Origin of the sequence: Pseudomonas baltica (assembly GCF_031880315.1) — a bacterium.
In the GTDB taxonomy this organism is placed as follows: Bacteria; Pseudomonadota; Gammaproteobacteria; order Pseudomonadales; family Pseudomonadaceae; genus Aquipseudomonas.
Genome location: NZ_CP134771.1, coordinates 6,159,147 through 6,184,913, shown reverse-complemented (window position 1 = coordinate 6,184,913; position 25,767 = coordinate 6,159,147). Strand labels below are relative to the sequence as shown.

The 25,767-nt window shown below is 63.7% G+C and carries 19 protein-coding genes; 5 read left to right on the top strand and 14 right to left on the bottom strand.

Annotation, left to right across the window (positions count from 1 at the left end):
* Positions 1 to 8: 8 nt before the first annotated feature.
* The 5 genes from REH34_RS28210 to REH34_RS28190 form a co-directional block, all read right to left on the bottom strand.
* Entirely contained in the window at positions 9 to 1,283 is a 1,275-nt protein-coding gene (locus REH34_RS28210) for a HAMP domain-containing sensor histidine kinase (RefSeq protein WP_226502369.1), read from the bottom strand.
* A 25-nt stretch (positions 1,284 to 1,308) separates the two neighbouring features.
* Positions 1,309 to 4,389, bottom strand: coding sequence for an efflux RND transporter permease subunit (locus REH34_RS28205; RefSeq protein ID WP_311970032.1), 3,081 nt, complete (start codon positions 4,387 to 4,389; stop codon positions 1,309 to 1,311).
* Entirely contained in the window at positions 4,386 to 5,558 is a 1,173-nt protein-coding gene (locus REH34_RS28200; protein ID WP_311970031.1) for an efflux RND transporter periplasmic adaptor subunit, read from the bottom strand. Before REH34_RS28200 ends, REH34_RS28205 begins: the two co-directional genes overlap by 4 nt.
* Before the next feature lie 8 nt (positions 5,559 to 5,566).
* Positions 5,567 to 6,949 (bottom strand): efflux transporter outer membrane subunit, encoded by a 1,383-nt coding sequence (locus tag REH34_RS28195; RefSeq protein ID WP_311970030.1) that lies wholly within the window; start codon positions 6,947 to 6,949, stop codon positions 5,567 to 5,569.
* Positions 6,950 to 7,104: 155 nt separating this feature from the next.
* Positions 7,105 to 7,275 (bottom strand): DUF3077 domain-containing protein, encoded by a 171-nt coding sequence (locus REH34_RS28190; protein ID WP_311970029.1) that lies wholly within the window; start codon positions 7,273 to 7,275, stop codon positions 7,105 to 7,107.
* 267 nt (positions 7,276 to 7,542) lie between these two features.
* Here REH34_RS28190 and REH34_RS28185 point away from each other — a divergent pair, with 267 nt between their 5' ends.
* Entirely contained in the window at positions 7,543 to 7,821 is a 279-nt protein-coding gene (locus REH34_RS28185) for a type II toxin-antitoxin system RelE/ParE family toxin (RefSeq protein WP_226502835.1), read from the top strand.
* 13 nt (positions 7,822 to 7,834) lie between these two features.
* A complete protein-coding gene (locus tag REH34_RS28180) occupies positions 7,835 to 8,119 on the top strand; it encodes a HigA family addiction module antitoxin (protein WP_226502364.1) in 285 nt (94 codons plus the stop codon).
* A gap of 12 nt (positions 8,120 to 8,131) precedes the next feature.
* Here the strand turns inward: REH34_RS28180 and REH34_RS28175 are convergent, their stop codons facing one another.
* Genes REH34_RS28175 through REH34_RS28155 form a run of 5 tightly spaced genes read right to left on the bottom strand, consistent with a single transcriptional unit; the run spans position 8,132 to position 14,275 of the window.
* On the bottom strand, positions 8,132 to 9,520 hold the full coding sequence (locus tag REH34_RS28175; RefSeq protein ID WP_311970028.1) for a sigma-54 dependent transcriptional regulator: 1,389 nt from the start codon (positions 9,518 to 9,520) through the stop codon (positions 8,132 to 8,134).
* Positions 9,517 to 11,256: an ATP-binding protein gene (locus REH34_RS28170; protein ID WP_311970027.1), complete on the bottom strand. Its 1,740-nt coding sequence runs from the start codon at positions 11,254 to 11,256 to the stop codon at positions 9,517 to 9,519. Before REH34_RS28170 ends, REH34_RS28175 begins: the two co-directional genes overlap by 4 nt.
* A 58-nt stretch (positions 11,257 to 11,314) precedes the next feature.
* A complete protein-coding gene (locus REH34_RS28165) occupies positions 11,315 to 12,193 on the bottom strand; it encodes an alpha/beta fold hydrolase (protein WP_311970026.1) in 879 nt (292 codons plus the stop codon).
* Complete coding sequence (locus REH34_RS28160) at positions 12,190 to 13,584, bottom strand: aspartate aminotransferase family protein (RefSeq protein WP_226502360.1); 1,395 nt, start codon at positions 13,582 to 13,584, stop codon at positions 12,190 to 12,192. The genes REH34_RS28165 and REH34_RS28160 overlap by 4 nt, the downstream gene beginning before the upstream one ends.
* A complete protein-coding gene (locus REH34_RS28155) occupies positions 13,574 to 14,275 on the bottom strand; it encodes an MtnX-like HAD-IB family phosphatase (RefSeq protein ID WP_311970025.1) in 702 nt (233 codons plus the stop codon). Before REH34_RS28155 ends, REH34_RS28160 begins: the two co-directional genes overlap by 11 nt.
* Positions 14,276 to 14,512: 237 nt before the next feature.
* Between REH34_RS28155 and REH34_RS28150 the strand changes: the two genes are divergently transcribed.
* Genes REH34_RS28150 through REH34_RS28140 form a run of 3 tightly spaced genes read left to right on the top strand, consistent with a single transcriptional unit; the run spans position 14,513 to position 16,081 of the window.
* Positions 14,513 to 15,298 (top strand): MipA/OmpV family protein, encoded by a 786-nt coding sequence (locus REH34_RS28150; protein ID WP_311970024.1) that lies wholly within the window; start codon positions 14,513 to 14,515, stop codon positions 15,296 to 15,298.
* Positions 15,298 to 15,669, top strand: a complete 372-nt coding sequence (locus tag REH34_RS28145; RefSeq protein ID WP_311970023.1) for an EamA family transporter — start codon at positions 15,298 to 15,300, stop codon at positions 15,667 to 15,669. The genes REH34_RS28150 and REH34_RS28145 overlap by 1 nt, the downstream gene beginning before the upstream one ends.
* 25 nt (positions 15,670 to 15,694) lie before the next feature.
* Complete coding sequence (locus tag REH34_RS28140) at positions 15,695 to 16,081, top strand: transporter (RefSeq protein WP_311970022.1); 387 nt, start codon at positions 15,695 to 15,697, stop codon at positions 16,079 to 16,081.
* Between the two features lie 623 nt (positions 16,082 to 16,704).
* Here the strand turns inward: REH34_RS28140 and REH34_RS28135 are convergent.
* From REH34_RS28135 to REH34_RS28120, 4 genes are read right to left on the bottom strand one after another with little or no spacing between them, the layout of a single operon-like run.
* Positions 16,705 to 18,144 (bottom strand): efflux transporter outer membrane subunit, encoded by a 1,440-nt coding sequence (locus tag REH34_RS28135; protein WP_311970021.1) that lies wholly within the window; start codon positions 18,142 to 18,144, stop codon positions 16,705 to 16,707.
* A 21-nt stretch (positions 18,145 to 18,165) separates the two neighbouring features.
* Positions 18,166 to 21,273 (bottom strand): efflux RND transporter permease subunit, encoded by a 3,108-nt coding sequence (locus REH34_RS28130; RefSeq protein ID WP_409373358.1) that lies wholly within the window; start codon positions 21,271 to 21,273, stop codon positions 18,166 to 18,168.
* An 8-nt stretch (positions 21,274 to 21,281) separates the two neighbouring features.
* Positions 21,282 to 24,485, bottom strand: coding sequence for an efflux RND transporter permease subunit (locus tag REH34_RS28125; protein ID WP_311970019.1), 3,204 nt, complete (start codon positions 24,483 to 24,485; stop codon positions 21,282 to 21,284).
* Positions 24,482 to 25,705, bottom strand: coding sequence for an efflux RND transporter periplasmic adaptor subunit (locus REH34_RS28120; protein ID WP_311970018.1), 1,224 nt, complete (start codon positions 25,703 to 25,705; stop codon positions 24,482 to 24,484). Before REH34_RS28120 ends, REH34_RS28125 begins: the two co-directional genes overlap by 4 nt.
* Between the last annotated feature and the right edge of the window lie 62 nt (positions 25,706 to 25,767).

Here is a 25,767-nt window from a genome sequence, read left to right as displayed (position 1 = left end):
CGCGTCTCCTAAACTTTTAGCAGCTGCACGGTGAACCGGCAGCCATTGGGTTCGCGGGTGCTCAGGCTGACTTCCCAGCCTTGGCTGGTGCAGATTCGCTGCACCAGGGACAGGCCCAGGCCCAGCCCTTCGCCGCGTTTTTCCGGCCCGCGTATGAACGGCTCGAACATCGCGTCCTGTTGATCCGGGGCAATACCGATACCGCTGTCCTCGACCGTGAAGCCGGTCGGCGTCAGGGTCAGGCTGACAAAACCGTGATCCGAGTAGTGCCAGGCATTGCGTAGCAGGTTACCCATGACCGAATGCAGGAATGTCTGATTGTAGAGGCCGGTCATCGCGTCGTCGGGACGGTAGATGAATTCAAGCCCCTTGGCCTCGATCTGCTTGCCCCAGATCTCCGTCAACTCGTCGGCGGTCGCCCGCAGGGTCACCAGATTGCCCTGGGCGGTGACGTTGTCCTTGTCCCGTGCCAGCAGCAAAAAGGTCGCCACCAACTGCGTCATCGCCTCGGTAGCGCGGGAGATCCGCGTCACCTGCTGGCGCGCGCGCGGGTCCAGCACCGAGGTTTCGAGCAGTACATCGCAGGAGCTGGCGAGGATCATCAACGGCGTGCGCAGCTCGTGGCTGACATCGCTGGTGAACATCTGCTCGCGCCCCAGCGCCGCGCGCAGCTTGCTCAAGGCCTCATCGAAGGCCAGGGCAACCTCGCCCACTTCGTCGGCGGCGTAATCCGGGGACAACGGCGGCGCCATCTCCAGCAATTGATCACGGTGGCGCACCTGGCGCGACAAGCGGATGACCGGGGCCATCACTCGCCGGGCAAGCATCCAGCCCAGCAGCACGGCGAGGATGATACTCAGCACGAAGCCGGAGGTGACCACGGTGAACAGCAAACGCTCGCGCTGCTTGAGGTCTTCCTGGTCCCGCAGCAGCACGTACTTGCGATCGCCCACGGTCTGGACCATGGCGTAGTAGGTCTTGTCGTCGCGGCTGATTTCCTGAAAGCCTTCTGGCAGCGGCTTGAGGTCATCGGCCATGGCCAGGTCGCCTTGGCCTTCGGTGGCGAAGAAGAGTTCGTCCTTGTCCGGCTGGAAACGCCAATCATCGGCGTTGTCCATCATCAACAGGCGATGCAGGTTGCCGCTCAGGCTGATGGTGGTCAGCTTGCGCTCCACTACATGCACGGTGGCCACGATACCGACGGCGAACACGCCCGCGACAAAGGCGCTCATCAAGGCGAAGACCACAACGATTCGCCTCGCCAGGCTTTGTTTGAATTCCATAACGCTCCAAAACGACGCACCGACCTCAAACCGGTACGTTCCCCCTGATAACCAACCCTCTGGTGCGGCGACGCTCGAACCAAAGATAGACCACGGGGGTGGTATACAGGGTAAGCACTTGCGATACCAGCAGTCCGCCAACAATTGTGATGCCCAGTGGCTGACGCAGCTCGGCGCCGGCACCGTGCCCGAAAGCCAGCGGGATAGCGCCCAACAAGGCAGCCATCGAGGTCATCAGGATCGGCCGCAGGCGCAGCAGGCAGGCCTCGCGCACCGCGTCCACCGGCGCCATGCCGCGCTGCTGACACTCAAGCGTGAAGTCGACGATCATGATCGCGTTCTTCTTGACGATACCGATCAGCAGAATGATGCCGATCATGCCCAGCACCGACAGGTCGAGCCCCGCCAACAGCAAGGCCAGCAACGCGCCGAACCCGGCCGACGGCAGGGTCGAGATGATGGTCAGCGGATGAATGGCATTCTCGTACAGCACGCCGAGCACGATATACACGGTGATGATCGCCGCCAGAATCAGCCACGGCTGGGACTTGAGCGAAGCCTGGAACGCTTGCGCGGTGCCTTGGAAGCTGCCCTGCACGGCATCCGGCAGCCCCACCTGCAAGGCGGCCTGATCGATGGCGTGGACCGCATCGCTCAGGGCCATGCCCGGTGCCAGGTCGAACGATAAGGTGATCGCCGGGAACACGCCTTGGTGGTTGATGATGATCGGCACCTGTTCGTGGCTCAGGTGAGTTACCAGGTCGAGCGGCACCATCGCGCCACTGGTGGACCGTACATAGAGGTGCGAGAGCGTCTGGGTCGAGGTCTGCCAGCTCGGGTCCAGCTCGAGGATCACGTGGTTCTGGTCCAGCGCGGTGAACATCGTCGCCACCTGGCGCTGGCCAAACGCGTCATAGAGCACATCGTCGATGGCCTGGATACTCACCCCCAGCCGCGCCGCCGTGGCGCGGTCGATGGTCAGGGTCGCCTGGTTAGTGCCCTGCTGTTGGTCCGAGGTTACGCCGGTCAATTGCGGCAAGGTTTTGAGCTTGTCCATCAACACCGTGCTCCAACGCTCCAGCTCGGCGCTGTCCGGGTCCTGCAGGGTGTATTGGTATTGGGTCTTGCTGACCCGCCCGCCCACCTGAATGTCCTGCTGGGGTTGCAGGTACAGCTTGATGCCCGGCACCGCATTGAGTGCCGGTTGCAGGCGCCGGATGACTTGCTGGGCACTGACCGTACGTGCCTCGAACGGCTTGAGGTTGACCACCAGTCGCGCCTGGCTGACGGTCGGGTTGGGCCCGATCCAGAAGTACACCTTGGCTACCGCCGGGTCGGCCTGCACCACGGCGGCGACCTGCGATACCAGATCCAGCATCTGCGCGGGCGAGGTGTCGGCGCCGCCTTCAGCGATACCGGTCATCAGGCCAGTGTCTTGCTGCGGGAAAAAGCCCTTGGGGATGATCACATACAGCGCGCCGGTGGCCAGCACCGTGGCGATGGCAAAGGCCAGGGTCAGGCGCTGGTGGCCCAGCACCCAGTCAAGGCTGCGCCGGTAGCCTTCATTGATATGATTCAGCACGTTTTCGCAGGCACGCTCGAAGCGATTCGCCGGCTTATCCTCGGCATGGGGTTTGAGCAGCCAGGCGCAGAGCATCGGCGTCATGGTCAAGGACACCACGCACGACACCAGGATCGCCACGCTGACCGTCACCGCGAACTCGCGCATCAAGCGTCCGACCATCCCCGACATCAACAGGATCGGCAAGAACACCGCGATCAGCGAGACGGTCATCGAGACGATGGTAAAGCCCACCTCGCGCAAGCCATCGCCGGCGGCCTGCAGGCGCGACTTGCCCATCTCCAGGTGGCGGACGATGTTTTCCATGACCACGATGGCGTCGTCGACCACAAAGCCGACGGCAATCGCCAGGCCCATGATCGACAGGTTGTCGAGGCTGTAGCCGAGCAGATACATGACCCCAAAGGTGCCGATCAGCGACAGCGGTATGGTCATCGCCGGGATCAGCGTGGCGGTGGCCTTGCGCAGGAACAGGTAGATGACCACGACCACCAGCAACACCGAGATCATCAGGGTGAACTGCACGTCCTTGATCGACGCGTCGATGGTCTGGGTCCGGTCGCCAGCCACCACGATCTGCACGTCTCGCGGCAGGGAGGCGGTGAGCACCGGCAGGTTGGCCTTGATGCCGTTGATGGTCGAGAGCACGTTGAAGCCCGGCTGCTTGTGGATGTCGACGATCACCGTCGGCTCGCCATTGATGCGCGCGTATTGCTCGGTGTCCTCGGCGCCCGCCACCACCCGGCCGATATCGCTGACCTTGATCGGCACGCCATTGCGATAGGCGACCACCTGATCGCGATAGCCCTGGGGTTCGAGCAACTGGTCGGAGGTGCCCAGGGTGACGGTACGCGTCGGCCCGTCGAGGTTGCCCTTGGGCTGGTCGAGGGTGCTGATGCCGACGATGCTGCGCACGTCCTCGAGCGTCAGGCCACGAGCGGCCATGGCATCGGGGTCGATCTGGATGCGGATGGCCGGCACCTGCTGGCCGTGGAAATCCACCTGGCCGACGCCGGGCAGTTGCGACAGGCGCTGCGCCAGGTAGTTGTCGGCATACAGGTTGAGCTCGGGCAGCGTGCGCGTCGGTGACGTGACCGCGAGCGACAGCACGGTGGCTTCGGCCGGGTTGATCTTGTGGAAGGTCGGGTCGGTGGTCATGGTTTTCGGCAGCTGCGACTTGGCTGCCGACAGCGCCGCCTGGACATCACCGGCCGCGCCGTCGATGTTGCGATTGAGGTCGAACTGCAGGGCGATCTGGGTCTTGCCGGCGGCGCTCGACGAGGTCATCGAGGTGACCTGCGGCACGGCGGCGAAGGCGCGCTCCAGAGGCGTGGCCACCGATGAGGCCATGGTCTCGGCGCTGGCACCGGACAGCGTCGCGGTGACCTGAATGGTCGGGAAATCCACGGTCGGCAAGGCTGCTACCGGCAGTTGCAGGTAGGAGAAAATCCCCAACAGCAACACACCCGCCGCCAGCATGCACAGGCCGACGCGCCGCTGAATCAGGCTGACCAGCGCGTTCATGGCTGCACCGCCGGCTCGACCGCAGGCGGCAGCACCGTGACTTTGACGCCGCTGGCGATCCGCGACTGGCCTTGGATGACCACGGTTTCACCGGGCTGCACGCCGCGGGTGATCCACTGCATGCCATCGACCACTTGCTGAGCCTTGACCGGGCGCACCTGGACCTTGTCATCGGCACCGAGCACATAGACGAAGTTGCCGTCGCGGCCCAACTGCACGGCGTTGGCGGGCACCACAGTCACGCCGCGCTGGGTGTTGACCAGCAACCGCGCGCTCACCAGTTCACCCGGCCACAGCTGGCTCTGGCTGTTGTCGAACTGCGCCTTGAGCTGGATCTGTCCGCTGCTGGCGGCCACCTGACTGTCGATAAAACTCAATGCGCCGCGGGCCAAGGTCTTGCTGCCGTCACGGCGCAGCGCCACTACTTGCAGGGGCTGGCCCTTGGCGTATTCCTCAAGGATTTCCGGCAACTGGTCCTGAGACACGGCAAAGGCCACGGTGATCGGGTTCATCTGAGTGATGGTCACCAGGCCCGTGGCCTCGGCGCCGTGGGCAATGGCGCCGACATCCAGCAGGCGCTGGCCGGTGCGGCCGTCGATCGGTGCGCGCACCTGGGTGAATTCCAGTTGCAGACGAGCGTTGTCCAGCGCGGCCTGGTCCGCCTGCACCGCCGCCACCTGAGCAGCGACCTCGGCGCGATAGGTGTCGACATCCTGGGTCGGGCCGGCCTTGGCATTGGCCAGGTTGACGGCCCGATCGAGGTTGACCTTGAGGCTGGCCAACTGCGCCTGGTCCTTGGCCACCAGCGCTTTGGCCTGATCGACCTGGGCCTGATAGACGCGCGGATCGATCTGCCCCAGCAAACTGCCGGCCTTGACCGTCTGCCCCTCCTGGAACAGCACTTTCTGCAGCTCGCCATCCACACGTACCCGTACGTTGACGGTGTTGAGGGCCTGGACGTTGCCGATAGCGTCGAGCCAGATCGGCAAGTCCTGCTGAGTGACCTTGGCCACCCGCACCGGCACCGGGCCGCCGCCAGTGTGGCCGCTGACCGGTTTTGACGCTGGCCAATAGAAATAAACCACCGCGACCAAGGCGGCGAGCGCCACGAGGATGACCATCGAACGCAGGCGCAGCCGAGGTTTTACAACAGGGTCTTGGACATTCATCGGGGCATTCATCGGTCGATAGCCTGGGAAGAAGTGGACGCAGCAATGGCCTGCGGCGAGAAATCGCCACCCAAGGCGCGGAACAGGCCGACAGCCGCCTGCAAATGAGCCAGGCGCACTTGCAGCAACGAGTCTTCGGCCTGGTACTGGGTGCGTTCGACGATCAGCAGGGTCTGGAAGTCCGTGGAGCCGAGGCGGTAGCGCACTTGCGCCAGGCGCGCGGCTTCACGGGCCGAGGTGACGGCGGCCTGGCTCAGGCTGTAGTTCTTGTCCAGCTCGCGGGTGGCGCTGAGCTGGGTTTCGACGTCTTGCAACGCCACCAGCATCGATTGCCGGTAGCTGGCGATCAGCTCCTGCACATGGGCCTCATCGAACGTGAGCTGCCCCTTGAGTTGGCCGCCCGTGAATACCGGCTGGGCCAGGGTGCCGATGGCACTCCAGATCCCGCCACCGGCCAGGGTGTCGACGCCAGCCAACAGGTCAATGGACAAGCTCGGCAAAAAGGCCGCACGGGCGACGCCGACATCGAAGTTGGCGGACTTGACCCGCGCCTCGGCCGCCTGCACGTCCGGGCGCTGACGCAGCAGGCTGATAGGCAAGCCGGCCGACGGCTGCGGCGTTTGCAAGGTGTGCAGCGCCGGGCCATGGATGCTGAAGCCCTGAGGGGGCACGCCGGTCAGCACGGCCAGTTGATACAGGGCCTGATCGCGCTGTTGCTGCAAGGTCGGCACGGCCGCCTGGAAGGTTTGCAGGGCGTTGCGCTGTTGCTCGACCTCAAGGTTGGACACCGCGCCCTGACTGGCCTGGTACTGCACCAGATCGAGCACTTGCTGGGCGTCGTTGGCGATCGAGCGCGCGAGGTTCAGGCGTTCGTCCAGCGACAGTACCGTGAAGTAGGCGTTGGCGATGTCGGCGCTCAGGGTCATGCGCAGGGTCTGGGCGTCGAACACCGTGGCCTTGGCCAGAGCGTCAGCGGAATTGGCCTGGGCGCGGTTCTTGCCCCAAAAATCCAACTCGTAAGTGGCTTCGCCGAACACGCTGGCCTTGGGTGTGACGCCGTAGTTGTTCTGGCGTTGCTTGAGGCCACCGAGGCTTACCTGAGGGAACTGCGCCGCACCCGCCACTTGGGCAGAGCCCTGGGCTTCGTCGATGCGGCTGATGGCGGCCTTGAGGTCGTAATTGTGGTTCAGGCCCTGGTCGATCAGTTGATCGAGTTCGGGGCTGGCGAAGCCTTTCCACCACTGCCCCCCAGCGGCCGGCGCGACCACGGACTGACCGTCCCAATGATCGGCCACCAGCAGCTCGGGCGTGTGGTAGCTGGGCACCAGGGAACAGCCAGCCAGGGTCGCCAGCAGGGCTATGGCAGGAACGTTGATCAATCCACGAGACATCGACACACAGCACCCCAGCCAACGCGAACGGTTGCGAATGAGGTGCAGATTAGGGGCCGGCGTTTAGCGCCGGATTCGTCGAGGGATAAACTTTTGTTTAGAAGCTGTTAATGGCGACCACTTGATCACCCTGTAGCGAGGGGGCCTGCCCATCGCTACAGGGTTGGCAGGCCTAGCATCAATTTGTTTGCGCAGTCTTGCAGGATGGAAGCGTGTTCGAGGGCGTCGACGGCGGGGATATCGGGGTTGACGGTAAAAAGGGAGTGGCCATCGAGCGAGCGGCCCCACTGGGTGGTTCCAGCAGTGTTGAGAGTAGCTTGAGTCATAGAGGGTGAAATCCAGATTGAGAATGGAATTTCGCCAAAACAGCTCTTGGCAGGCCAAAATGAGCCCGCAAGACGGTATAGGCGCATCGCGCCAAATGGTCTGGGCCGCCAAGCCCATCTCGCTGATGTGCAGCGAGGGCCGAGAGGTCAACTCGCACCACGCCTGATCACAAGTCTTGCGAGGGCAAACCTTCCGGGCGATGCGCGGACGTATCGGGACACAGTTGATCATTTGAATTGTGTGACGCCTAGCGTCACGCTATGCTGATGATCAAGACCTTCCAGCACAAAGGCCTCAAAGCCTTCTACCACAGCGGTACCACCCGCGGAATCCGCGCTGACCATGCACGGCGACTGGCACGGATGCTGCCGATTCTTGATCGGGCAGCGATTCCTGGGGATGTCGACATTCCCGGCTGGCGGCTCCACCTGCTCAAGGGCAGTCTGGATGGCTATTGGTCAGTGAGCGTTTCAGGTAATTGGCGCCTGATATTTCGCTTCATTGGCTCGGATATCGAACTGGTCGATTATCTTGATTACCATTGAAAGGAGCCGTCGCATGGCCATGCACAACCCGCCCCACCCTGGCGAAACGCTACTTGAAGATGTCCTGCCTGCACTGGGGCTCAGCATCGCCGCTTTCGCCCGCCATCTCGGTATTTCCCGCGAAGCCCTGTCCCGGGTTTTGCATGGCCGTGCGGGTATCTCGATCGACCTTGCGCTGCGGCTGGAACAAGCAGGTATCAGTACCGCGAGGCTGTGGGTGGGAGTCCAGGCGGATTACGACTTGTGGCGGGCCCGGCAGCAGAAGCGCCCGACCATCGAGCGGCTGGCTGTCGCGTGAACGCGGCAGCGCCTACCGGGCTATTCGATCCACCTGAATGCCGAGCTTCTTGAGGCGATACCAAAAGCTGCGCTCGCTGATGCCCAGCAACTGCGCGGCGGCGGCTTGCACGCCTCCGCTTTGCTGCAACGCCGCCAGCATGAACTGCTTCTCCATCTGTGCCAGGCTGCCATCCAGATCACTGGGCACGCCACCTTCAACACCCGGCGCCCGGTCAATCGCTGGTGTGGAGTGAAACAGATACCCCGGCAAATCCACCGCCTCGATCGTCGCGCCCTGGGCCACGATAATCGCCCGCTCGACACAGTTCTGCAGCTCGCGGATATTCCCCGGCCAGCTGTACTCGGCCATGGCCTGCAACGCATCAGCACTGAAGCCGTTTAGGCGTTTGCCGGTGCTGGCGCCCAAGGTGCGGGCAAAATGACGTGCCAGGGGCGCGATGTCTTCGACCCGCTCGCGCAAGGCCGGCAGCGGGATCGGGAAGACGTTGAGGCGGTAGTAGAGGTCCTCGCGAAACTCCTTGTTGGCCACCGCTTCCAGCAAGCCTTTGTTGGTCGCGGCGATGACCCGCACATCGACCTTGCGCTCGCGCGTATCCCCCACCGCCTCGATTACCCGCTCCTGCAAGGCACGCAGGATCTTGGCCTGCAACGGCAGCGGCATATCGCCGACTTCATCGAGGAACAGTGTGCCCTTGTCGGCCTGCACGAAACGCCCGACCCGATCCGCCAACGCCCCCGTGAACGCGCCCTTGCGATGGCCAAACATCTCGCTCTCGAGCAAGCCTTCAGGGATGGCCGCGCAGTTGACCGCCACGAACGGATGATTGGCGCGGCTGCCGTGGTTGTGAATGGCACGGGCGACCATCTCCTTGCCGGTGCCGCTCTCACCGGTCAGCAGAATGGTCGCGCTGCTGTCGCGCACCGATTCGATGGCCTGAAGCACGCGGCTGAACGCCGGGCTCTCGCCCACCAGACTGTCGATCTGCTGGTGCTCGTGCAATTGCGCGCGCATCCGCGCGTTGTCGCGCAGGATGTCGCCGAACTGCAGCGCCTTGTGCACGGTGATGTCCAGTTCGTCGATGTCGAAGGGCTTGGCGATGTAGTCATAGGCGCCGTTGCGCATCGACTGCACGGCGTTGCGCACCGTGCTGTAGGCGGTCATGACGATCACCGGCAGCAGCGGGAAGCGCGTCTTGATCTCCCCCAGCAGCCCCGGGCCGTCGAGCCCCGGCATGCGCCAGTCGGTGATCACCAGGTCGATGCTCTCGTGCTCCAGCGCTTGCAGCGCGAGCAGGCCGTTGCCGGCGGTCAGCACCTGCAAGTCGGGACTGGTCAATGCCGAGACCAGCAGGTCGCACAGCTTGGGTTCGTCGTCGACGACCAGAACGCGCCGGCTCATGGCTGCGCATTCAGATAGAGATTGAAGGTCGCGCCCTGCCCCGGCACGCTCAGGCATTCCACCCGGCCGTCGTGGCTCTCCATGATGGAAAACACCTTGGCCAGACCCAGGCCGGTGCCCGAGGCCTTGGTGGTCACGAATGGATTGAAGATACGCTCGAGCATGTCTGTGGGGATTCCCCTGCCGGTGTCGGTGAAGCTTAGCTGGGTAATCAGCCCCGTGGATACAACGCCCAACCGCAGCGTGCCGCCCTCGGGCATGGCGTCGATGGCGTTGAGGACCAGGTTCAGGCAGGCCTGCTGCAACAGCCGCGAATCGGCATACAGCGTTGCGCCAGGCGCCTGATCGTCAATGATCGCCTCGACCCGGTGATTGGCCAGTTCCGGGCCGCAGAAGCCCAGCAACTGCTCCAGCCACGGCCGCGCCTCGAACACCGCCCGCACCGGCGCACTCGGTTTGGCGAACTCGAGAAACTCGGTGATCAGGTCATTGATGCGGGTGACTTCGCTGATCACGTATTCGAGGTGGCGCATATCGGTTTCCGGCAGGCTGGCGCGCCGGTGCAGCAACTGCGTGGCGGTCTTGATGATGCCCAGCGGGTTGCGGATCTCGTGGGCCAGGCCCATGGCGACTTCGCCCAGCGTGTGCAAGCGATCGCGGCGGCGCAGTTGCGCTTCCAGGTGCTGCAGATCGCTCAAGCCCTGAGCCATGAGGTTGAACGTACCGCTCAGCTCCGCCAGCTCCTCGCCCGCGGGCACCTCGACACGCTGGCTGTAATCGCCCGCAGTAATCGCCCTCACACCTTGCGACAGCGCACGCAGGGGCCGCGCAATGCGCCTGGCCAGCAGCCAGCCGACGCCCAGCGACAACCCGGAACCGACCAAAAACAGCAGCATGAACAGATTGCTCTGATTGATCGCCCCCATCAGCGCCGAGTGCTTGAGCAAGCCACTGAACACGGCGCCCTGCAGCGCGCCATCGTCGCTGAAGATCGGCCGATAGACGCCGTCATACCGCGCCGTCGACTGCGGGCTCGGCACCCGCGAAGTGCGCAGCACCTGTTCGATCTCCGGCGGCAGGATCCCGCTGGGGTGCTCGTCGAATTTTTGCGTCGAGAACACTTCAGCCAGCCCTTGGGGACTGTTGAGGTACAGGCGTAAATCCAGCGAGTGCACATCGGCGACGCTGGTCAGAAACCCCTGGTCGAGGTAGCTGGCAATCACCAGTTGGTAATCGCTGCCGTCCAGCGTCGCCGGGAACCGCGAGACCACGGTGCCAGTGGGGTTGTCACCTTGATAGACGATCTGCAACGAGACATCGGGCAGATCCTTGATCTGATGCAGCACGGCGTCGGACGCCGTGGTGAACACCACCTTGTGGTCGCTGATGCGGATCAACGCCACCACGTCGACACCCATGGCGTTGGCGATGTCGTTGGTCATCTGTTGGTGCTCGGCGCTGACAGGCACCTGGCCGAGACTGTAGTGCAGCAGCAGCTGCGCCACCTGGGTGTTCTGGCGCAGGGTTTCGCTGGTTTCGTCTTCGACGATCTTGGTCGACTCCTCGAGCCACACCCGCACGTTGGCATTGAAGATGCTCGACAACGTCGTCGCCGCCAGCTGCGCGGCGATCATGGTCGGCACCACACTGACCAGCCAGAACGCCAAGACCAGCTGGCGTTGCAGACTCCATTGGGACACTCGAAACATTCGGCGCAGGCCGCTGATGACGCTCATCCATACTCGCTTGTGTTCAGGGCCGGGTCGCTTCGAGCCGGTCGGCTCCAAGGCTGCCTCAAGAGGCGCATTCCTGCAACCGCGGGACAGGCGCCGATGCAGGCGGCTGTTCGAGTCGCAGGGTGTCGATAAATTCGGCACTGAGGGCGATCACTCGGGGGTATTCCAGGTCGACGGTGATCATGTGGTAGCAGTTGTCGAGCAAAATCTTGGTCACCGGCCCACCGCTGCGGCGCTCGATGTAGTCGGCATTCCAGGTGCTGGTGATGTCGTCCTCGCGCGAATGCAGCACCAAGGCCGGCGTGGTCATGCCCGGCAAGCTCTGCTTGACCTTGGCGATCAGGCGATGCAACTCGCGCACGCTGACCCCCGACATCATCAGCAAGCCGGCATTGTCGCTTTCACCGGCCAGCATCTGCTTCTCGATGATCGCCCGTAGCCGCGGGTTCTTGATGCCATAGGGCGATTTTTCGACGAACTTGCACAGGTGCACGCCAAACGGGATGCTCATGAACAGCGGCGTGAAGGGCGCCAGTGGGGTCATGTTCCAGCCGTCGTAGCGCAACGTGGTCGAGTACAGCAGCAACCCCGTCACCCGCCCAGGGTTTTGCGCCGCCAGGTACATCGACAGCAGCGAGCCCATCGACAACCCGCCGACGAACACCTGCGCGTACAACGCGCGGATGCCGTCGAAGGCGCGCTGGGCGCTGGCGAACCAGTCGCCCCAGCGCGTGGCGCGCAAGTCGGCGTTGTCGCCGCAATGCCCGGCCAGGGTCGGTACGAACACCGTGCAGCCGCGTTTGGCCAGCCCTTGGGCCACCCGGCGCAATTCTGCCGGGGTGCCCGTCAGGCCGTGGATAAGCAAAACCGCGACGGTGCCGTTACCGATGACAAAACCGGCGTCGCCCTCGCCCAGATCCACTCCTGGGTACATCATTTTTTGCAGACTCGGTGCAGCAGGCGATCCAGCAGGCCGATGGCCAGGTCGATTTCCGCGTAGCTGATTTCCAGCGACGGCGCCAGGGTGATGACGTTCTTGTAGTAACCGCCCACGTCGAGGATCAGGCCCAGCTTGCGACCGTCGATTTCCAGATCGCCCTTCATGCCTTCTTCGACCATCAGATCGAGCATGGCCTTGTCCGGGGTGAAACCGTCTTCCTTGCAGATCTCGCAGCGCAGCGCCAGGCCCAGGCCGTCGACGTCGCCGATGATCGGATAGCGGCGTTGCAGGTCCTGCAGGCCGGCGAGGAAGTACTTGCCCTTTTCCATGACCATGCGGCCGTAGTCGATCTCGCTGGTCATGCGGAACATCTCCAGGCCGACGGCGGTGCCCAGCGGGTTGGAGGCGAAGGTGGAGTGGGTCGAACCTGGCGGGAAGATACCTGGGTTGATCAGCTCTTCGCGGGCCCAGATGCCGCCCAACGGGTTGAGGCCGTTGGTCAGCGCCTTGCCGAAGACGATGATGTCCGGTTTGACGTCGAAGTGCTCGATCGACCACAGCTTGCCGGTGCGGTAGAAGCCCATCTGGATTTCATCGACGACCAGCAGAATACCGTGCTGGTCGAGGACCTGCTTGAGCTCGCTGTAGAAGTTCATCGGCGGTATCACGTAGCCGCCGGTGCCCTGAATCGGCTCGACGTAAAAGGCCGCGTATTCGCACTGCTGGGTTTTCGGATCCCACACACCGTTGTATTCGGTCTCGAACAGCCGCGCGAACTGCTGCACGCAGTGGCTGCCGTATTCTTCCTTGGTCATGCCCTTGGGGCCGCGGAAGTGGTACGGGAACGGGATGAACTGCGCGCGCTCGCCAAAATGGCCGAAGCGGCGACGGTAGCGGTAGCTGGAGGTGATCGATGAAGCGCCAAGGGTCCGGCCGTGGTAGCCCCCCTCGAAGGCGAACATCAGGCTCTTGCCGCCCGAGGCGTTGCGCACCACTTTGAGCGAGTCTTCGACCGACTGCGAGCCGCCGACGTTGAAGTGCACGCGACCGTCCAGGCCGAATTTCTTCTTGGCATCGACGGCGATGGTTTCCGCCAGTTCGATCTTGCCGCGGTGCAGGTATTGGCTGGCGATCTGCGGCAGGGTGTCGATCTGCTGCTTGAGTACGTTGTTCAAGCGCGGGTTGGAGTAGCCGAAGTTGACCGCCGAGTACCACATTTGCAGGTCGAGGTAGGCCTGGTCTTCGGTGTCGTACACGTAGGAGCCCTCGCAGCGGCTGAAAATGCGCGGCGGCTCGACGTAGTGAACGGTGTCACCGAAGGAGCAATACTTGGCTTCCTTGTCCAGCAGGATCTGATCTTCGGGGCTTGCGATGCGTTTATCCGACATGGTGGAAGAGTTCCTGTGATTCGAGGCTGTAGTGAGGAGCGGGTGCGGCGACTGCCTGTGGCAAGCGCGCCAGCAGCGCTGGAAGTTCGCTGAAGGAATCGAAGCGCGCGTAGGGGATGCCCTGGCGCTCGCAGTGTTCGGCCAGGCGGCCTTTGGCGAACACGAAGTCGGCGCCAGCGGACACGCACATGTCCGACTGGCCATCGCCAATCACCAGCACGCGTTTGCCGGGCGGGGTCGACTTGCATTTGCAGTTGCCCGACGCCGCGCGACAGGCGTCGCTGGCGTGGGGGAAATCGATGCTCCAGGCGTCCGGACCGGCCTGGCGCAGACGGTTGGCGATGATCGGCAGCAGGCTGCAGTAGTTGCGCGACAGAATCCGCGCGATGGCTTGTTCGATGCCGTCGCTGACCACCTCGATGGAGGCGCCGAGTTCGCGCACGTGGTCGACGAAATCGGGGAACGCCGGATCGATCTCGACGCTGTCGAAATACCCCAGCAGCTCGCTGGGCGTAGCCTTGACCATCGCCAGTTGGCGACCCAAACATTCCCGCGAACCGATGTTGCCGGCCAGCCACTGGTCTTCTACCGCTTCCCAGGCAGGATCGGCGAAGCGTTGAAGAATGTTGTCGATGACATCGCTGCGGGTGATGGTCCCGTCGAAGTCACACACGATATGCCACTGCAGCATCTGCATTGTCCTCGTTGATGCGGCGCACGTTGCGCGCAACGAGGCTAGAGCATGGACTGTGCCAGCTGTGGGAAACGCCAGCGGGCCGGGCCTTGCGGGCATTTCGAACGTGAATGCGCAAGAATTTCCCGCCCCCGGGCTACAATTTTTGTAGCTCGCTACAAACAACATGAGTGCTTGCACGGGCCGCGGCGATGGGGATAGATGCGCGCATTCATCCGATTGGAGTTGCGGATCATGCCCGCCCGTTTTTCATTGTCCTTGCTCATCGTGGGCCTATGCGCCAGCGCCTTTGTGCTTGTCGATGGCAGCGCCGTGGCCAGCGCCGCCCCCCTTACCGGCGACATCGGGACTGGCGCCAGCTATGAGGTCCATGACCCCAGCGGCAGCCGCTACGAAACCCGCCCTCTGCCCTACTTCGACCTGACCTGGGGCAACGTTGAGCTGAGCAGCGACGACGGCTTGCAGTGGAGCGCCTTGCACAGCGGCGGCTGGAGCGCCGGGCCCTTCATCAATCACCTCGACGGTCGCACGGCCAACGGTTCATTGCGGGGGTTGGGCGATGTCGACGACATGCTGGTGGGTGGAGGCTTCGTGGCCTACAGCCCGCAACCCTGGTGGAACGTCTCGGCCCAGGCCGGGCGCACGGTTGGCGGCGGCAGTGGCAACGGCGGCCTGATCGGCAAGCTCGGTGGCGAGCTGGACTACCCGGTGTACCGCGGCATCATGGGCAGCAGCCAAGTGAGCGCGCACTTCAGCGACCACGCCATGATGCAGACGTTTTTTGGCGTCGATGCCCAACAGGCACAGGCATCCGGGCTGCGCACCGACCATGCCGGCGGCGGCCTGCAGGCCACCGTGCTGAGCCAGGCGCTGCAGTTTCCGTTGCTCGACCATTGGTCGCTGGTGACCACCCTGAGCTGGACCCATCTGCAAGGCGCGGCGGCGGACAGCACCCTGGTCAAGGCCCGCGGCCGGGTCGATCAGGGCGAGGCCGACGTCGCCGTGGCGTATCACTTCTGATGACCTTGACTCTCTTTGCCCTCATCGCCTTGACGGTGTCGCTCGACGTGGTCGGGCAACTGGCGTTCAAGCTCGGCCTGGACGCCCTGCCAGAGCTCGCGGGTGGTTTTCGTCTGCTCGGCTTTTGCCGGCAACTGTTCGCTGCGCCGCTGTTGTGGACCGGCATTCTGGCCTATGTGGTGGAATTCGTGACCTGGCTGACGGTGCTGTCCATGGCGCCGTTGAGCCTGGTGTTTCCGGCCGCAGCGCTGAGCTACTGCGGCGTAGTGGTGGCCGGGCGCGTGGTGCTCAAGGAGCACATCAGCCGCCGCCGCTGGATGGGCACCGTGCTGATCACTGCGGGGGTGATGCTGGTGTGTGCCACGCAATGAATCCCCTGACTGACTGGACTTGATCATGACCATGCACATCACCAAGCAGAGCGCTGGCGTCGGCTTGTGGGCCCTGCTGATCGGCTCCGAGAGCGTCGCCCAGCTTGCCATGAAGATCGGCAGCGCAAGCCTGACCAGCCTGCCCATGGGGCTGGATTGGCTGAAGACCGCACTGAGCAGCCCCGGCGTACTGATCGCCGTGGCGTGCTACGTCTTTTCGTTTTTTACCTGGATGCTGATTCTGCGAATTACCACGTTGTCCAAGGCCTTCCCGTTGAGCTCGGTGGTGTTCGTCGCGGTGCTGCTGGGCTCCTGGCTTGGGCTGGGCGAACACATCAGCGGCCTGCGTTGGCTGGGGGGCCTGGTGATCGTTGCAGGCATTGGCGTGATGGCTGAAGGTGCCGAGGGGTGAACCGCTGAATCTGATACCCGCACTGGGGGCGCAAGATTGCGTTCGGCGGCGAGGAGGCTCTCAAAAACACCGCTAAAGGTGGGGCGTTGAGAATGGGGAGTGGTCCTTTGCTGCGGGCCTGTGCGGCTCGCCCTGCCCATTGGCCCTTCGCCTAGGCTCAGGGTACCCGCGTTCCGGCACCTGAAGAGAGGTCACGGCGCAATGGGCCATCCTTGGCCCAATGCGCCTGACCCGGCATCCTGCCGGGATCGCCCTCTCTTCAGGCGCCTCCACGCGGCCTGCTGGAGGGGCGGCCGCACAGGCCCGCAGCAAAGGACCAGCCGAGATTTGAGCGATTTCAGGAAAGAGCAGACACCACAAATATCACTGTTCTGCTTTCGAGCCGGCCTTGGGGTCGCGGCCCCCTTCCAGCAGGCCGCGCTTCGACGCACTGGCGAGGGGATAGCCGGCATGGATGCCGGCTAAGCCCCGTTGGGCCACGGAAGGCCCATCGGGGCGTGCCCCTCGCCAGTGCGTCGAAGCGCGGGCACCCTGAGCCTAAGCGAAGGGCCAATGGCGGGGGCCGCGACCCCAAGGCCGGCTCGAAAGCAGAACCACCCAATCCCCAGCCCCATCCTGCAAAATCACTGCCCAGCGCTGACACCCTCCCAAGACCCACCCAAAGCCGCCTGCAACTGCACGCTAGTCACCAACTGGGTCCCCACCAAACTCAACAACGTCTGCCGTTCACTAAGACTCGTGGCCTGCGTCGTCGCCACATCCAGATAGTCGATGACCCCGGCTTCATACTGATCCCGGCTGACCGACGCGGAATCCTCCGCCGCCTCTGCAGAAGTGCGACGCGCCACCAATTCCGGCTCCAATGTCCGCAGCTCGACCAGATAATCCTCCACCTCGCCCAAACCGGTCAGCACCGTCTGTCGATACGACGCCACTGAAGCATCGTAAGCCGCCCTCGCCTGCTCCACCGTCGCCTTGGTCTTGCCGAAGTCCAGCAACGTACCGGTCAGGCTCGGGCCGATGGACCAGAAGCGATTAGGCAAGGAGAACAGATTGCTCATGGTCGAGCTTTGATAACCGCCACTGGCACTCAGCGTCAGGTCCGGATAATAGGCCGCGGTGGCCACCCCGACCGCAGCGTTCGAGGCCGCCATTTCCCGCTCCGCCGCAGCGATGTCCGGGCGCCGCTCCAACAAACGGCTCGGCACACCCAGCGGCACCTGAGGCACGTGGTAAGCCCACTTGGCATCCGCCGCCAGGCTGAATTCCGCCGGCGCCTTGCCCATCAATAAGGCGATGGCATGCTCGTACTGCGCGCGCTGCCATTGCAGATCGAGCATCGACGCCCGGGCACTGTGCAGCTGAGTCTTGCCGGTAGACAGGTCGGCGCGCGAAACGATCTTCTCGTCGTACTTGTTCTGGATGATCTGCAGGTAACGCTCGTAGCCCTTGATGGTGTCCTCATACAGCGCAATGCGCCGATCGAGAATGCGCAGCTGGAAGTAATCCTGGGCCAATGACGATTGCGCGCTGAGGGTTGCGTTGGCCAGATCGGCGGCGCTGGCCTGGGCACTGGCGCGATCTTCCTCGACAGTACGGCGCAGCTTGCCCCAGATATCGGCCTCCCAGCTCAGACTCAACGTCGCCGAATGCTCGTTGCTGGGGCCGCCTGCGCTGCCAGCACTGCTCGAACCGCTCGATCCGGTGCCGGTCTCGCTGCGGGTGGTGGCGCCGGTGGCCGAGACAGTCGGCAGCAACTCGGCCCGCGATCCACGCACCAGCGCCAGTGCTTGGCGGTATTGCGCCGCGTACTGAGCGACGTTCTGGTTATTGAGCTGTACCTGGGCCACCAGCGCGCTCAACTGCGGGTCCTGATACAGCGCCCACCACGGGCCCTTGGGTAGTTCATCCTGGGGGCTGGCGGCCTTCCAGCCCGCGGCTTCCTTGAACGCCACCGACACCGGGGCGCTGGGGCGCTGATAGTCCGGGCCGACCATGCAGCCACTCATCGCGGCGGCGACGGCCAGGGCCAAACACAGACGCGACGGCTTGAAAACATTCATGGGATAACCTTCATCAGTCAATCAGCCGGCGGCGTGCGAGCGGCGAATACGGGTATGCCACAGCTGCCGAGTGGCACGGCTCAGGCGGTCTAGATACAGGTACACCACAGGGGTCGTGAACAACGTCAGCAACTGGCTGAGCGCCAGGCCGCCGGCGATCGCCATGCCCATGGGTTTACGCAAGTCGGCGTCGCCGCCACTGCCCAGGGCCATGGGCAAGGCGCCGAAGAACGCTGCCAGGGTGGTCATCAGGATCGGCCGCAGACGCATGCGGCAGGCTTCGATGATTGCCTGCTCGGGGCTCAGGCCCTGCTCGCGTTCGGCCATCAAGGCGAAGTCGATCATCATGATGGCGTTCTTCTTGACGATGCCGATCAACAGCAAGATGCCGATCAAGGCGATCACCGTCAGCTGCATATTGGTGACCTTCATCAACAGCAAGGCACCGACCCCGGCCGAGGGCAAGGTCGACAGAATGGTCAGCGGATGCACATAGCTCTCGTACAGCACGCCGAGGACGATATACACCGCCAGCAGCGCCGCGAGGATCAGCCACGGCATGCTCTTGGCCAGCGCCGCGAAGGCCTGGGCGGTACCAGCGAAACCCACCTGCACATCGCGCGGCATACCGAGCTTGTCGATGGCGCCATCGATAGCCGCAGTGGCCTGCTCCAGCGATACGCCATCGGCCAGGTTGAAAGCCACGGTGCTGGTCGCCGACTGGCCCTGGTGCGCCACCGACAGCGGCGCGTTGTCCGGGCTGAACGAGGCGAAGGCGGTCAACGGGATCTGCTCCTGGTCGCTGTTGACCACATACATACGCGCCAGCATGGTCGGATCCTGGGTGTACGCCGGGTCAAGGCCCATGATCACGTGGTACTGATTCATGGTTTTGTACAGCGTGGCGACCTGGCGCTGGCTGAAGGCATTGTTGAGCAGATCGTCGATGTCGCTGGTACTCACTCCCAGGCGGCTGGCGGCGGCGCGATCGATGTGCAGCTTGATCTCTTGACCGCCAGTCTGCGAATCGGAGTCGATACCGGTGAGCTGCGGCAAACTGCGCAACGCCGCCTCGACCTTGGGCGTCCACAGCCGCAGCACGTCGAGATCATCGGCGCGCACACTGAACTGATAGGTCGCGTTAGCGCTGCGGCCACCGATGTGGATATCTTCGGCGGGCATCATGAACACCTGGATGCCGGCGGTCTTGCTGTTGGCCATGCTCAGGCGATTGGCGATCACCTGAGCGGTGTCCTTGCGCAGTTTGTAATCCTTGAGACGAATGAAGAACATACCCGTGTTGCGCGAACCGAAACCACCGCTGCCGGTGGAAGTGTTGACCGCCTCGACATCCGGGTCGGCGGCGATGGCCTTGGCGATCTTCACCAACTGTGGTTCCAGGGCCTGGAACGAGGTGTTCTGGTCGCCGCGCACGGCGCCCATGAGCACCCCGGTGTCCTGAGCCGGGAAGAAACCCTTCTGCACCGTGGCGTACAGGTAGACGTTGAGCATCACCGTCAGCAGCAGGCTGAACAGCGTCAGCAGGCGATGACGCATGACCCACACCAGCGCCGCCAGATAGGCATCCTGCAACGCCTGCAAGCCGCGCTCGACCCACTGATACAGGCGCGGCACCGGCTTTTGATGATCAGGCTGACGCAACACCAGCACGCACAACACCGGGGTCAAGGTCAGCGACACCACCATCGACAGCACCAGCGCCACGCTGAGCGTCACGGCGAACTCCCGGAACAAGCGCCCGACGATGTCGCCCATCAGCAGGATCGGAATGAACACCGCTATCAACGAAACCGTCATCGACAGCACGGTAAAGCCCACTTCCCGGGTGCCCATCAGCGCTGCCCGCAGCGGGCGCATGCCCTGCTCCTGATAGCGCGCGATGTTTTCCAGCACCACGATGGCGTCGTCCACCACAAAACCGGTGCAGATGATCAACGCCATCAGCGACAGATTGTCGAGGCTGTAGCCCACCAGGTACATCACCGCGCAGGTGCCGATCAAGGAGACCGGCAACACCACAGCGGGGATCAAGGTCGCGCGCGCGTTGCGCAAAAACACGAAGACCACCACGATCACCAACAGCACTGCGATCAGCAGGGTCTCCTCGGTATCGTGCAGCGAAGATCGCACCGTGGTGGAACGATCGATCATGGTCGCCAGCTGTACATCACCCGGCACCATCGCCTGCAGCTGCGGCATCAGCGCCTTGATGCTGTCGATGGTCTGCAGCATGTTGGCGCCCGCCGAACGCGTCACGCCCAAGGTCACCGACGGCTGGCCGTTGAAGTAACCACCGACGAAGGTGTCTTCCACCGAATCGTAGACGTTGGCGACATCGCCCAGATGCACCGCAGCGCCGTCCTGATAGCTGACCACCAGCGCCCGGTATTGATCGGCCTGATCGAGCTGGTCGTTGCTGTCGATCATCCAGTGCTGGCCGTCACCCTGAAGAATGCCCTTGGGCTTGGCCTTGGTGGCGTTGCTGATCGCCGTGCGCACGGTGTCCAGCGAGATGCCGGCGTGGGCCAGTTGCTGGGGCTGCAAATCGATGCGCACGGCGGGCAGCGAACCACCGCGCACCGACACTTCGCCAACGCCCGTGACCTGAGCGATCTTCTGTTGCAGCGTGCTGTAGGCCAGGTCGTACAGCTCGCCGCGGCTGCGGGTCGGCGAGGTCAGCGCGAGCATGATGATCGGCGCGTCCGAAGGGTTGGCCTTGCGGTAGGTCGGCAGCGATGGCATCGAGCTGGGCAGCAAGCTGCGCGAAGCATTGATGGCCGCCTGCACGTCGCGGGCGGCACCGTTGATGTCACGGTCCAGGCCGAATTGCAGCACCAGACTGGTGGAGCCCTGACCGCTGCTCGAGGTCATCTCGGTGATCCCGGCGATGGTCCCGAGGCTGCGCTCCAAGGGCGTGGCCACGGTGGCGGCCATGGTTTCCGGGCTGGCGCCAGGCAGGCTGGCACTGACGATCACCGTGGGGAAGTCCACCTGCGGCAGCGGCGCCACCGGCAGCAGGACGAAGCCGAGCACACCGGCCAGGGTGATGCTCAGGCTCAGCAGCAGCGTCGCCACGGGCCGCCGGATAAAGAACCGCGACAGGTTCAGCGGGCGGCTCACGGCGTAGTCCTTGCCTGATCATTGCGGCGACCGAATCGGGCACGCGCGCGCTCCGACAGGCCATCGAACAACAGATAGATGACCGGCGTGGTGAACAGCGTCAGCAACTGGCTGAGCAGCAGACCGCCGACGATCACCAGCCCCAACGGCCGGCGCAATTCGGCGCCGGCGCCGGTGGCCAGCATCAACGGCAAGGCGCCGAACAACGCCGCCAGCGTGGTCATCAGGATCGGCCGCAAGCGCAGCAGGCAAGCGCGATGGATCGCGTCGCGGGCACTGAGGTGCTGGTGCTGACGGCCCTCGAGGGCGAAGTCGATCATCATGATGGCGTTCTTCTTGACGATACCGATCAGCAGAATCACGCCGATCAAGGCAATCAGGCTGAACTCGGTGCCACACAGCAGCAACGCCAGCAGCGCGCCGATAGCCGCCGATGGCAAGGTCGAGAGGATGGTCACCGGGTGGATGAAGCTCTCGTAGAGCATGCCCAACACGATGTACATGGTCACCAGCGCCGCCAGAATCAGCCACAGGGTGTTGCCCGTCGCGGCCTGGAAGGCAGCGGCGGCACCCTGATAACGCAAGGTGATACTGGACGGTGCCTGCAGCTCGGTCATCACGCTGCTGATGGCCTGCTGCGCTTGCTCCAGCGAGTAGCCGTCGGCCAGGTTGAACGACAGCGTCACGGCCGGAAACTGATCCAGGCGCGCCAGGCTCAAGGCGCCGGTACGCTGGCCGACCTTGGCGATGTCGGTCAGGCGCACCATCGAGGCCGGGGTGTTGGCGGTGGTCGTGCTGCTGGTCGAGCCCGTGGTTGCAGTGCTGCTCGAACCGGTACTGGTAGTGGTGGTGCTGGTGGTGGTCGACGCGTTGGCCGCCGCCAGATAGATATGGTCGAAGGCCTCCATGGAATTCTGGAAGCGACCCGGCACCTGCAGCACCACGCGGTACTGGTTGGACTGGGTGAAGATGGTCGAAATCAGACGCTGACCGAAGGCGTTGTACAGCGCCGTATCCACATCGGATGCGGTGATACCGTAGCGCATGGCCGCTGCCCGATCCAACTCGACATAGGCAACCAGCCCCTGATCCTGAAGGTTATCGACGACATCACGGAGCTCCGGGCGGTTCTGCAGTTTGGCCATAAGCTTGGGAATCAAGGCCGCCAGATTGGCGCTGTCGGCATCGTCGAGGGTGAACTGATACTGGCTGGGCGTCAGCTGATCATCCACCGTCAGGTCCTGGGAACTGGTGAGGTTCAGCTGCATGCCCGCGACGCTGGCGGTGGACTGCTGCAAGCGCTTGATGATTGCATCGGCGGTGTCGCTGCGTTCGTCGAACGGCTTGAGCTCGATCTGCAGCCGGCCATTGTTGAGCGAGGCGTTGGTGCCATCGACACCGATGGTCGAGGACACCGATTGCACCGCCGGGTCCTGACGCACCACCTCGACCAGCGCCTGCTGACGGCGCGCCATTTCGCTGAACGACACGTCCTGAGAGGCGCGGGTAAAACCCTGCAGCAAGCCGGTGTCTTCTGGCGGGAAAAAGCCCTTGGGCACGATGAGGTACAGCAGCGCCGTCAGCGCCACGGTGGCGACCGCCACCAGCAGCGTCAGGCGCTGATGATCGAGCACCCACAGCAGGCCGCGATCATAGCCGTCGAGCACACGCTGGTACTGGCGATCGCCCCAGGCGGCAAAGCGGCTTTGCTGGTCTTTTTCGACATGGCGCAACAGGTGGGCGCAGAGCATCGGCGTGAGGGTCAGGGATATGACCATCGACACCAGAATCGCCACCGCCAGGGTGATGGCGAATTCGCGGAACAGCCGGCCGACCACGTCGCCCATGAACAGCAGCGGGATCAGCACCGCGATCAGCGATACGGTCAGCGAAATGATGGTGAAGCCGATCTCCTGGGAGCCCTTGAGCGCGGCCACCATGGGCGTCTCGCCCTCCTCCAGATGCCGCGAAATGTTCTCGACCACGACGATGGCATCGTCGATCACGAAGCCGGTGGCAATGGTGAGCGCCATCAGTGTCAGGTTGTTGAGGCTGAATCCGGCCAGGTACATGACGCCGAAGGTGCCGACCAGCGACAGCGGCACCGCGACACTGGGGATCAGCGTGGCGGTGAGGTTGCCGAGGAACACGAACGTCACCAGCACCACCAGGCCGATGGACAGCATCAGCTCGATCTGCACGTCCTTGATCGAGGCGCGGATGGTTTGCGTGCGGTCGTTGATCACCGCCAGTTGCACCGAGTCCGGCAGGGCCTTTTGCAAGGTCGGCAGTTGCGCCTTGATGTTGTCGACCACGTCGATGACGTTGGCGCCGGGCTGGCGCTGCACGTTGACGACGATCGCCGGCTGGCCGTTGGCGGTGGCCGACAGGTATTGGTCCTGGGGCGCTTCGGCGGTGGTGGCGACGTCTTTGAGACGCAGCGCGGCGCCGTTTTCATAGGCCAGCACCAGCTCGCCGTATTCGGACGCATCGCGCAACTGGTCGTTGGCATCGATGGTGATCGAGTGCGCCGGGCCGTCGAAACCGCCCTTGGAGCCGTTGACGTTAGCGGCGTTGACCTTGGTGTAGACGTCTTCGAGAGTCAGGCCGTGAGCGGCCAGCGCTACCGGGTTGACTTCGATCTTGACCGCTGGCTGCTGACCTCCGGCCAGGCTGACCAGGCCCACGCCGGAAATCTGCGACAGCTTGAGCGCCACCCGGGTGTTGACCAGGTCCTGCACACGGGTCAGCGGCAGGCTGTCCGAGGTCGCGGCAATGGTCAGCACCGCCGTGTCCGCGGGGTTGACCTTTTTGTAGGTGGGCGGGTTGGGCAAGTCGGTCGGCAGCAGGCTGTCGGCGGCGTTGATCGCGGCCTGGACCTCCTGCTCGGCGACGTCCAGCGACAGGTCGAGCGAGAACTTGAGAGTAATGACCGAGGAGCCTGCCGAGCTCACCGAGTACATCTGCGACAGCCCAGCCATCTGCCCCAGCTGACGCTCCAGCGGTGCGGTCACCGCCGAAGCCAGCACGTTGGAGCTGGCGCCGGGATAGAGGGTCGAGACCTGGATGGTCGGGTAATCGACTTCCGGCAGCGCCGAGGTGGACAGCAGCCGGTAGGCAAAAATCCCCGACAGCAACACCGCCACCATCAGCAACACCGTGGCGACCGGGCGCTCGATAAACAGCCGTGATGGATTCATGGGGCTTTGGCGCCTGCCGTCTTGTCGGCGGCGGGTTTTTCGATCTCCACCGCCGCGCCGTCGCGCAGGTGATCGATACCCCGGGTAACGACCTGATCGCCATTGGCGATGCCGTCGGTGATCACCGTGCGCTCATCGATATTCGGCCCGACCTGCACCGCCTTGCGGTTGGCCTTACCGTCCTTGACCACATAGACAAAGTGCCCACCGGAGCTCAACTGTACCGCCGCCGCAGGGATGACCACAGCGCTCTTCAGGGTATCGGTCTGCAGCTTCACGTTGACGAACTGGTTGGGGTAGAGCTTCTCGTCCGGATTGTCGAACACAGCCTTGAGCTTGATGCTGCCGGTGCTGGTGTCGATCTCGTTGCTGATGAACTTCAGGGTGCCGGTGGCCAGCACTGCGGTGCCGAGTTGATCCATGGCCTGCACGCTCAGCGCCTGGCCCTGGCGCACCTTGGGCAGCAGGCTGGCGAGTTGCGCCTGAGGCAGGCTGAAGGTCACGCCGATGGGGTTGGTCTGAGTGACGGTGACGATGCCGGTTGTGCTCCCGGACTGCACGATATTGCCCGGATCGACCAGGCGCAGGCCGACGTAGCCATCGATGGGCGAGACGATGCGCGCGTATTGCAGGTTGAGCTTGGCGGCGTCGATCTGCGCCTGGTCGGTCTTGGCCGCACCGGCGTATTGGCCGACGGTGGCGACCTGGGTGTCGAGGTCTTGCTTGGCCAGGGAGTCCTTGGCGTACAGGCGCTTGTAGCGCTCGACGGTGAGCTGCGCGCTCTTGAGCAGTGCGTTGTTTTCTTCCAGCGCGCCTTTGTATTGATCCAGGGTGGCCTGGTAGGCACGGGGGTCGATCTGCGCCAGCAACTGGCCCTTTTTCACGTACTGGCCTTCGGTGAAGTACACCGCCTGCAGTTCGCCGTCGACGCGGCTGGTCACCGTCACCGAATAGTTGGGGATCACCGTACCGAGCGCTTGCTGGATCACCGGCACGTCGGCCAGCCCGGCCTGACCAGTGGCGACGCTGATGGTGGCGTTCATGCCCATGCCCGGCCCGCCCGGCCCCCGACGGCCGCCTGCGGCCATGCCGCCAGGCGCCGAGTCAGGGCTGGAGGAATGCTTGTAGATCAGGTAAGCCCCACCCAGCACGGCAATGCACAGCACGGTGAGGAGCAAGGGTTTACGGGAGCGAGATCGGGCAGCCGGAGTTTGGGTCATTGATACACTTCTGCAAGGCTGAAATACGAGGCAGGCACACAGCAATGCCCGCGAACAGGATG

Excerpts from the sequence above, each read along its gene's own strand:
- REH34_RS28155 (WP_311970025.1), bottom strand. The coding sequence starts at position 14,275 with ATGCTGCAGTGGCATATCGTGTGTGACTTCGACGGGACCATCACCCGC.
- REH34_RS28160 (WP_226502360.1), bottom strand. The coding sequence starts at position 13,584 with ATGTCGGATAAACGCATCGCAAGCCCCGAAGATCAGATCCTGCTGGAC.
- REH34_RS28175 (WP_311970028.1), bottom strand. The coding sequence starts at position 9,520 with ATGAGCCGGCGCGTTCTGGTCGTCGACGACGAACCCAAGCTGTGCGAC.
- REH34_RS28120 (WP_311970018.1), bottom strand. The coding sequence starts at position 25,705 with ATGACCCAAACTCCGGCTGCCCGATCTCGCTCCCGTAAACCCTTGCTC.
- REH34_RS28195 (WP_311970030.1), bottom strand. The coding sequence starts at position 6,949 with ATGTCTCGTGGATTGATCAACGTTCCTGCCATAGCCCTGCTGGCGACC.
- REH34_RS28180 (WP_226502364.1), top strand. The coding sequence starts at position 7,835 with ATGGCCATGCACAACCCGCCCCACCCTGGCGAAACGCTACTTGAAGAT.
- REH34_RS28150 (WP_311970024.1), top strand. The coding sequence starts at position 14,513 with ATGCCCGCCCGTTTTTCATTGTCCTTGCTCATCGTGGGCCTATGCGCC.
- REH34_RS28145 (WP_311970023.1), top strand. The coding sequence starts at position 15,298 with ATGACCTTGACTCTCTTTGCCCTCATCGCCTTGACGGTGTCGCTCGAC.
- REH34_RS28165 (WP_311970026.1), bottom strand. The coding sequence starts at position 12,193 with ATGATGTACCCAGGAGTGGATCTGGGCGAGGGCGACGCCGGTTTTGTC.
- REH34_RS28190 (WP_311970029.1), bottom strand. The coding sequence starts at position 7,275 with ATGACTCAAGCTACTCTCAACACTGCTGGAACCACCCAGTGGGGCCGC.
- REH34_RS28210 (WP_226502369.1), bottom strand. The coding sequence starts at position 1,283 with ATGGAATTCAAACAAAGCCTGGCGAGGCGAATCGTTGTGGTCTTCGCC.
- REH34_RS28140 (WP_311970022.1), top strand. The coding sequence starts at position 15,695 with ATGACCATGCACATCACCAAGCAGAGCGCTGGCGTCGGCTTGTGGGCC.
- REH34_RS28185 (WP_226502835.1), top strand. The coding sequence starts at position 7,543 with ATGATCAAGACCTTCCAGCACAAAGGCCTCAAAGCCTTCTACCACAGC.
- REH34_RS28205 (WP_311970032.1), bottom strand. The coding sequence starts at position 4,389 with ATGAACGCGCTGGTCAGCCTGATTCAGCGGCGCGTCGGCCTGTGCATG.
- REH34_RS28170 (WP_311970027.1), bottom strand. The coding sequence starts at position 11,256 with ATGAGCGTCATCAGCGGCCTGCGCCGAATGTTTCGAGTGTCCCAATGG.
- REH34_RS28200 (WP_311970031.1), bottom strand. The coding sequence starts at position 5,558 with ATGAATGTCCAAGACCCTGTTGTAAAACCTCGGCTGCGCCTGCGTTCG.
- REH34_RS28125 (WP_311970019.1), bottom strand. The coding sequence starts at position 24,485 with ATGAATCCATCACGGCTGTTTATCGAGCGCCCGGTCGCCACGGTGTTG.
- REH34_RS28135 (WP_311970021.1), bottom strand. The coding sequence starts at position 18,144 with ATGAATGTTTTCAAGCCGTCGCGTCTGTGTTTGGCCCTGGCCGTCGCC.